General features: G+C 66.9%; 12 protein-coding genes. All 12 read right to left on the reverse strand.

Annotated features, from left to right (window positions below; all coding sequences use genetic code 11):
* Positions 1-371: 371 nt before the first annotated feature.
* Positions 372-1,088 (reverse strand): lytic transglycosylase domain-containing protein, encoded by a 717-nt coding sequence (locus KAY22_RS22450; RefSeq protein ID WP_296625404.1) that lies wholly within the window; start codon positions 1,086-1,088, stop codon positions 372-374.
* Positions 1,089-1,092: 4 nt separating this feature from the next.
* On the reverse strand, positions 1,093-1,428 hold the full coding sequence (locus KAY22_RS22455) for a DUF736 domain-containing protein (protein ID WP_296625405.1): 336 nt from the start codon (positions 1,426-1,428) through the stop codon (positions 1,093-1,095).
* Positions 1,429-1,494: 66 nt separating this feature from the next.
* Positions 1,495-2,040: a S26 family signal peptidase gene (locus KAY22_RS22460; RefSeq protein ID WP_296625406.1), complete on the reverse strand. Its 546-nt coding sequence runs from the start codon at positions 2,038-2,040 to the stop codon at positions 1,495-1,497.
* Positions 2,037-2,558 carry a DUF2840 domain-containing protein gene (locus tag KAY22_RS22465; RefSeq protein ID WP_296625407.1) on the reverse strand — a complete coding sequence of 174 codons (522 nt, stop codon included), beginning with the start codon at positions 2,556-2,558 and terminating at the stop codon, positions 2,037-2,039. The genes KAY22_RS22460 and KAY22_RS22465 overlap by 4 nt, the downstream gene beginning before the upstream one ends.
* Positions 2,555-2,809 carry a hypothetical protein gene (locus KAY22_RS22470; RefSeq protein ID WP_296625408.1) on the reverse strand — a complete coding sequence of 85 codons (255 nt, stop codon included), beginning with the start codon at positions 2,807-2,809 and terminating at the stop codon, positions 2,555-2,557. Before KAY22_RS22470 ends, KAY22_RS22465 begins: the two co-directional genes overlap by 4 nt.
* Positions 2,806-3,459, reverse strand: coding sequence for a ParA family partition ATPase (gene parA, locus KAY22_RS22475; protein WP_296625410.1), 654 nt, complete (start codon positions 3,457-3,459; stop codon positions 2,806-2,808). Before parA ends, KAY22_RS22470 begins: the two co-directional genes overlap by 4 nt.
* The gene (locus KAY22_RS22480; RefSeq protein ID WP_296625411.1) at positions 3,456-4,586 is read right to left on the reverse strand and encodes a replication initiator protein A; all 1,131 of its coding nucleotides are present in this window, start codon (positions 4,584-4,586) and stop codon (positions 3,456-3,458) included. Before KAY22_RS22480 ends, parA begins: the two co-directional genes overlap by 4 nt.
* 19 nt (positions 4,587-4,605) lie before the next feature.
* The gene (locus KAY22_RS22485) at positions 4,606-4,887 is read right to left on the reverse strand and encodes a helix-turn-helix domain-containing protein (protein WP_296625412.1); all 282 of its coding nucleotides are present in this window, start codon (positions 4,885-4,887) and stop codon (positions 4,606-4,608) included.
* Positions 4,888-5,027: 140 nt separating this feature from the next.
* Positions 5,028-5,594 carry a DUF2285 domain-containing protein gene (locus tag KAY22_RS22490; RefSeq protein ID WP_296625413.1) on the reverse strand — a complete coding sequence of 189 codons (567 nt, stop codon included), beginning with the start codon at positions 5,592-5,594 and terminating at the stop codon, positions 5,028-5,030.
* Positions 5,578-5,802 carry a DUF6499 domain-containing protein gene (locus KAY22_RS22495; protein ID WP_296625414.1) on the reverse strand — a complete coding sequence of 75 codons (225 nt, stop codon included), beginning with the start codon at positions 5,800-5,802 and terminating at the stop codon, positions 5,578-5,580. Before KAY22_RS22495 ends, KAY22_RS22490 begins: the two co-directional genes overlap by 17 nt.
* Positions 5,803-5,915: 113 nt before the next feature.
* Entirely contained in the window at positions 5,916-6,182 is a 267-nt protein-coding gene (locus KAY22_RS22500; RefSeq protein WP_296625415.1) for a DUF2285 domain-containing protein, read from the reverse strand.
* Positions 6,183-6,262: 80 nt separating this feature from the next.
* Positions 6,263-6,517 carry a hypothetical protein gene (locus KAY22_RS22505; protein WP_296625416.1) on the reverse strand — a complete coding sequence of 85 codons (255 nt, stop codon included), beginning with the start codon at positions 6,515-6,517 and terminating at the stop codon, positions 6,263-6,265.
* Positions 6,518-6,668: the final 151 nt, after the last annotated feature.

Here is a 6,668-nt window from a genome sequence, read left to right on the forward strand (position 1 = left end):
TCGCCTGACAGGCCTTCGACGCATCGGAGCGGATGCGGCCGGGCTTTGGCCGGAAACGGTTGTCGTCGTCGGCGCTCATCGACGGCAACCCGGCCGAAAACGCCGGTTTTGGGCGAGAGTGCCGCCGAAAATGCGGTAGATGCAGGGTTTGCGATGACCAGCGGCACCATGCCGCCCTGACGGCAGTGCCGTCCCCAACAGTGTGCAGACAAGGGCTTGCCCCCCGGATCGGACCCATGGGGTGCCGTCCGCTTTAATCTTGCCCTCCCGCCTTCCTTCCTGTTCTGCCCCCATTGCCCACGGATGAGACCGTCGCCAGTCCCATCCGCTGCACACTGAAACGTCCTGCGGGGCGGACGGGATCACACGCCTCATGGCTGTCGTCCCGTATCCGCTCGGGCGACGAACAGGCCGCCCGACTGCGGCACGATGGCGGAAACATCGCGAACGCCCGGTGTCGTCCCCGCGTCATTGGAGGTGCGTTCGTCCGGCACGGGAGCGGTTGTCGGCCGACGCTGCGATTGCGCGATGAACAGTGGCGCTTGGGTCCATGCGAGCGGATCGGCAGCGGCGATCAGAACCGGCGCCTGTGCATCGCCACCGCCGAGGGACGGCGCGACATTGACGACATAGGCGCGCGTTTCGGCCGGTAGGGGACGGCCCCTCAGCGAGTCCTCGTAACGTCCGGGACCGGCGTTGTAGGCCGCGATCCAGCCGGGAGAGCCGTAGCGGTCGTATAGCTCGCGGATATAGGCCGCGCCCGCGATGATGTTGTCGTGCGGGTCGTAAGGATCAGCGCCGAGGCGGTGCCGATCCCGCAAATCCGCCCAGGTCCGCGGCATGATCTGCATCAATCCCATCGCGCCCTTGGGGGAGATGGCACGGGGATCGCCGTTGCTCTCCGCCTTCATCACTGCACGAATCCATGCGGCGGGAATCTCGAAGCGCTGCGCCGCCTCGGCGATCAGTTCGCCGAGTAGGTCTCGCGCGGGTGCAGGGGCGAGGTTCGACGGTTGCGCGAAGACCGGAACGGTCAGCGCGCAACCGAACGACAGGCCGGCAAGGAGAAGAAGGGAGGTTCGCCGCATCGCCTCAGTCCTTCCCGTCACGCTTCTGCGGACGGCTCCAGTGCAACGACCAAGCGCTGCCGGCATCGTCATCGCGGAACAGGTTGGCGCGGATCGGCTGCGGCAGGGCCGGATCGTCGATCAGCAGGGCGACGTATTGGCCGGCGCGCTCTCCGGTGCGTTTCCAGCCCGCGCCGATCTCCGGGCCATCGTCGCCGCCGTGATGGATGCGATAGTCCGGTGCATTTTCCGTCTCGGACGGCTCGGTGGGAACGACGATGACTTCGCGGTAAAGCGTCAGGGTGTGGATGCGCCCGACAAAGCCGGACAGCTCGCGGGTGAACGTGCCGATCTGCGACATGATGGTCTCCATGGCGGCGGTGTGGATGAACCGTCGGCGGGCGCCGCTCCCGACGACGGAAAGCGGTCAGCGTGTCGCCGGGCGCCAGACGAAGCGGCCGTCGCCACCCTCGTCGGTGTAGAGCGGCGTCGCCTTGCCGATGACGGCGCGCACCGGAAGCGGGCCGAAATAGCGGCCGTCCAGGCTGTCGCGCACGTCGGCATTCATGAGGAAGATGTCGCCGTCGGCGATGCGGCGACAGCCCTGCCAGACCGGCAACGGGCGACCGAGCCGGTCGCGGTCGAGCGCCTCGCCGAGCGGCACGGCATCGACGGTGACGGCGTTGCCGATGCGGCAGACCTGTTGTCCGGGAAGCCCCATGACGCGCTTCATCAGCGGCACGTCGCGGCCGATATAGCCGCGCTCGACCATGAAGTCGGACAGCGGCTTGTCCGGCATGGCGGCGACGAGATCGCCAACCGTCAGAGGGTGCGGCGGGGCGAGGTCATAGAGACCGATCGGCGCGCTGGCCGAGGCGTTCCAGACGAGGCGCGGCGCGATCGGGACGAAGGCGGCGATGGCGACACCCATCGTCACGGCATAGGTCGTCATGACATAACCGAAGCGGGTCATAGCCGGATCTCCCGTCGCTTGAGCCATGCCGCATGGCGCTCCAGCGTGTAGGCGCGCGGCTCATGGCCCGCGCCGATCCGGTTGCCGACATGACGCCAGTGATCGGAAGCCACGTCGCAGGCGTCGATGCCGAGGGCTTCCACGGCGTCGATGTGGCGAAGCACCTGTTCGACCTTGGGCCAGCCCTCGATCTTCAGCAGGATGTCGCCGCCGGGGCGCACGAAGGGCAGCGTCTGGTAGGCTTCGCCTGGCGCGGTGGCGCGCACGATGTCGATGCGCGAGATGATGGTGCCGAAGTCGTTGGCGGCCCAACGCACGAAGGCGAAGAGGCTGCCCGGCCGGAAAGAGAAGACGCGGCGGCGGCGATCGAGCACCCGTTCATGGGCGTCGTGGCCGAACCTGATCCAGTTCTCGATCCGCTTCTCGACATGCGTCAGCTCGACATAGGTGAGACGGTCGGCGAGATGCGCGCGCGGCATGGAGCCGCCCTGCGCGCGGGAAACCGCGGCGTCGGTCATGATGGGTCTCCTTCGGAGGTCGGGGGAAATTCGCGCGCGAGCAGTTCACGCAGCATGTCGGCGACCGTGACGCCGCGAGCGAACGCGGCGATCTTGATCCGGCCGCGCAGCGCCGGCGTCACGTCGATGGTCAGCCGGGCGGTGTAGCCGCCGGCGCCGGCATCGCGCGGCGGGTTGTCGGCCGCCTTGACCCAGCGCTCGGGATTGGCAGGCCGGGAGGCGAAGCCATTGCGGGACGAGCGCCCGTTCATTGCGCCGGCCTCCCGATGTTCAAGAATTCGATCGCATCCGCCAGCGCCGCGATCTCGCGCCCGGCGGGCGTGCCGTCGGCCAGTTCGGAGACGAGCTGGCCGGACTGCGCGGCGACCGCGAAGGCGACGCGCTGACCGATGGTGGCGGCGAGGACGGGAGGATCGTGATCGGCCAGGGTCGCGGCCGTCTCGCGGGCGAGCACGGTGCGCGCGCCGCAACGATTGAGCACGAAGCGCGCGACCAGCTCCGGCCGGTAGATGCGCGCCTCGCCGATGAGCGCCAGCATCTCGGCGGAGGCCCAGCCGTCTAGGGGCGACGGCTGCACCGGGATCAGCACCAGGTCGGCGGCGAGCAGCGCCGAACGCATCAGGCTGGCGACGCGGGGCGGCCCGTCGATCACGATCATGTCGGCGTCACGGGCCAGTTCCGGCGCTTCCCGGTGCAGCGTATCGCGGGCGAGGCCGACGACACCGAAGGCGCGAGCCAGGCCCTCGCGGCTGCGTTGCTGCGACCAGTCCAGCGCCGAGCCTTGGGGGTCCGCGTCTATCAAGGTGACGCGCTTGCCCCGGCTCGCCCAAACGCCCGCGAGGTTCAGCGCCAGTGTCGTCTTGCCGACGCCGCCCTTCTGGTTGAGGAGCGCGACGATCATCGCCGTCCCCCCGAAACGGACGTGAAAGGGAGCTGAGGGAGGGGATGTGTGTCGGCGGCTTCGGGGCGCCGTTTGCCGGCGACGCTGAGGGCCTTCGTGGCCTGCCGGACGAGGTTTTCCACCTCGCGGGCGCGCTCTTCAAGGTTAGAGTCTCTGTTAGACTCTAAGTTAAGGGCGCGATTTTCGCTTTTCGCGCCGTGGGTTAGGGCCAGTTTCAGTTCCCGTTGGCACGAGGGTCCGGTTCCCGATGGCACGCGCCCTCGGGTTCCCGATGGCACGACGCCATCCACAGCTTTTCCACAGGTGGGCTGTGGCTCGAAGGCGAGCAGCGTGCGGCCGCCGCCCTCGATCTCGAGGAACAGCGTGTAGCCGGGGAGCGGCTGGCGCCGGATGATGTCGCGCAGCTCGAAGGCGAAGCGCTTGAAGGGGGAGAGCGCGCCTGACTTCTGGTGGAGATGACGGAAGTCGAAGCGCCAGCCATTGCGCTGTCGGCCACCATGCTTGCGAACGATCCGGTAGAGCCAGCGGTCGAGGCCGCCCGTCAGGCCGAAATAGGCGCGGTCGATCGTCAGCACGAGCGCGTCGTCGAGGACGGCCTGGTAGAACCAGTCTGGCAGGATCAGCTCGATCCCGTCAGGTTTGCCGTTCCGGTCGGTGCGCTCCTTCCATTCATTGATCCAGGAGAAGCGATGCCGCCGGCCCTCGGCGGGCTGACGGATCGAGGTGCAGATCGTCGTCGATTGCAGCCGGTCGAGCGCAGCCTTGAGGCGCTGATAATCGCGCAGCGACGTGCCGCGGCCGATGAATCTTAGGATTTCATAGGGGGTGGCAACCATCAGGCGCGAGGTGCGAAGCCCCGCGTCGCGCGCCTCGACGACCTGGCTCGCCGCCCAGATCAGGATGTCGGCGTCCCAGATCGTGGCCATGCCGTGATCGGGCACGGCCTCGACACGGATCGACACGCCGCCAGCGTTGAAATCTATCGGCGCGGTGCGATGGGATTTGGAAAGGGAGAAGAAGGGAAAGGCCATGAGATCCTGCGCATCTCGGGCAGCGAACCCGCCAGGGAGCGCCCGAAACAGGTCGAGCTGTCCGCGCTCCGATAGGTGTTGTTGCCGCACCGCCATTGATGGGTTTCGCCGACGATCAGCGTGGGTATCGGCCGGCATGGGCCGGTGGCGCGGGCGTGTGACGCTTGGCGGGAAGGATCGAGCCGCGAGGATCGGAGGTCGAGGTGACGGCGCCGCGCGCGGCCCAGGCTTCGAGATCGTCGACGGCATAGACGACGCGGCCGCCGAGCTTGCGATAGGCCGGGCCGGTGCCGTAGGTCCGATGCTTTTCGAGGGTGCGGGCCGACAGACTTAGGAACTCGGCGGCTTCCTTGGTGCGCAGGAATCGCGGTGGGAGAACGGCGAGATCGGGTCGCATGGGTGGGGCCTCCGTGAGCTTCGTGAAGGCCGCTGGAGATCAGCGGCGGACGAAGGCCACGATGGCGAAGCAGGACCGGCGGGATGCAGGGCGAAGTCAGGGGGGCCTGAAATCGCCCACCGCTTACGGTGCCGACACGGTCAGTTCTGCCGGCGATGCCGGAGCAAGGTGCGATAGCCGCCGGCGATCATCGCGCGCGCATCCCGCAGCAGGGATTTGATGGCGTGGCGGGCGGAGGCGTCCTGCCATTCCTGGCGATCGAGCGCGGCGATGTGGAATATGACCTGCGCGATTTCCCGCTGCGTCGCGCCATCGCGGTAGCCGTCGAAGCATTGCAGCATCCTGCGTAATCGCAGACGCTGTTGCCGCGTCAGCCGCGTATCCGGTGGGATGGCCCGGCCGTGAAGGGCGGACAGCAGGCGGCCAAGGGATTCCAGCCGGTCGAGACCTTCACGGTCGAGCGGGATGACGGCGGCAAGCGGCATGCCGAGCATCGCGGTCGGGTCGATGACGAGTTGGACGCGCTGGCCGTTGCCGAGATCGTAGAGAAGGATGTCTTCGCTATCGTCTGCTATGCGATAGGCGCTCTCGAAGGTTGGCGGCGGTTCGGCGTCGCCAAGCAGGCGGGTGGGCGTCGGCCCCAGAAAGATGGCGCTGGTGTCGTCCTCGGGCAGCCAGACGATGTGGGCTTCAGACGGAGGTTCCAACGGGTCGATGGGGAAATCGCAACCCCCAGCGCCGCCGGATCTTGTCGGTCAGCGCATTGGTGTCGGTCCCTGCGTCGCCCAGTTCCTGGAAGTCTTCGTCATAATCGTCGTTGCGTCGGAGCCACTCCCAGGCAAGATCGGACGCGCTCATCTCATCGATATGCTCATAGGCGGCGGAAGAGCGCCATCCTGCCGCACTTGGCGTCATCGCGATCCTCCCTTCGCTTATGTGCTTGTCGAAGAAGAGAGGATTCCTGACGAGGCCGCACGGCGGAAGCTGCACCACGGGCAAACGGTGATGCCGAACCGGCATCATGGCGGTCAATGTGGGGGTCGGGCCAGTTCGCGATAGCCCTGTTCCGTCATCCAGCGCGCTCGCGCCAGATGCGTGTCGTGAACATGGCGGCAACGCCGGGGGTCGTGTGCGGGATCGAGGCCGAAGAGAATTTGGACGGCTTCCTCCCACGCGGCGCCATCGCGCGCGGAATCGAGCAAACGCAAATAGAGGGCCATGTGCTCACGATCATAGTCGGTGAGCGATTGGCTGACTGGCGGTTCGTCGAGGAATGACGGTGCTGCTTGTCCCATAGGGCGACTATAATCGCTCGAATGGATTTCGTTAACAGAATCGCAGGAAATTCTGTCGTCGTGCCGGAGACGGCGGGGGCTCAACGCCTCGCCGGCTGATCTTTCCGGTCATAAAGCAGCAACACGCCTTCGCCCTTGTCAGTCGAAAGCAGAACGATCCCGGCTGCCTCCAGCGCCCTGCGGACGAGATCGCGCGTCGATTCATACACCTCGAGGCCGCTTTCGGATTCGAGACGCTTGAGCGCGGTCAGCGATGTCCGGGCCTCGTCAGCGAGCGTCTCCTGTGTCCATCCCAGCAACGCGCGTGCGGCCCGTGATTGTCGGGAGGTGATCATGAATGACCACCTCCCACCGGCCAATAACTACTTGCCAGAACTACGACTATTTTAGTCGTTCTTGGCGTCGCGGGGACTGCCGGAAACCTGGCCGCCCGTCTCCTCCGGTCTTCGGCGGCGTCACCGATTCGCGCGCGGGCAAGGCAAAGGC

It is taken from the genome of Rhizorhabdus sp. (genome assembly GCF_018006725.1).
Lineage (GTDB): Bacteria > Pseudomonadota > Alphaproteobacteria > Sphingomonadales > Sphingomonadaceae > Rhizorhabdus.

What these genes read in the sequence shown, in the direction of transcription:
- KAY22_RS22465 (WP_296625407.1), bottom strand. Translation starts at nt 2,558, where the DNA reads ATGACCGACGCCGCGGTTTCCCGCGCGCAGGGCGGCTCCATGCCGCGC.
- KAY22_RS22450 (WP_296625404.1), bottom strand. Translation starts at nt 1,088, where the DNA reads ATGCGGCGAACCTCCCTTCTTCTCCTTGCCGGCCTGTCGTTCGGTTGC.
- KAY22_RS22500 (WP_296625415.1), bottom strand. Translation starts at nt 6,182, where the DNA reads ATGGGACAAGCAGCACCGTCATTCCTCGACGAACCGCCAGTCAGCCAA.
- KAY22_RS22455 (WP_296625405.1), bottom strand. Translation starts at nt 1,428, where the DNA reads ATGTCGCAGATCGGCACGTTCACCCGCGAGCTGTCCGGCTTTGTCGGG.
- KAY22_RS22460 (WP_296625406.1), bottom strand. Translation starts at nt 2,040, where the DNA reads ATGACCCGCTTCGGTTATGTCATGACGACCTATGCCGTGACGATGGGT.
- KAY22_RS22470 (WP_296625408.1), bottom strand. Translation starts at nt 2,809, where the DNA reads ATGAACGGGCGCTCGTCCCGCAATGGCTTCGCCTCCCGGCCTGCCAAT.
- parA (WP_296625410.1), bottom strand. Translation starts at nt 3,459, where the DNA reads ATGATCGTCGCGCTCCTCAACCAGAAGGGCGGCGTCGGCAAGACGACA.
- KAY22_RS22480 (WP_296625411.1), bottom strand. Translation starts at nt 4,586, where the DNA reads ATGGCGGTGCGGCAACAACACCTATCGGAGCGCGGACAGCTCGACCTG.
- KAY22_RS22505 (WP_296625416.1), bottom strand. Translation starts at nt 6,517, where the DNA reads ATGATCACCTCCCGACAATCACGGGCCGCACGCGCGTTGCTGGGATGG.
- KAY22_RS22495 (WP_296625414.1), bottom strand. Translation starts at nt 5,802, where the DNA reads ATGACGCCAAGTGCGGCAGGATGGCGCTCTTCCGCCGCCTATGAGCAT.
- KAY22_RS22485 (WP_296625412.1), bottom strand. Translation starts at nt 4,887, where the DNA reads ATGCGACCCGATCTCGCCGTTCTCCCACCGCGATTCCTGCGCACCAAG.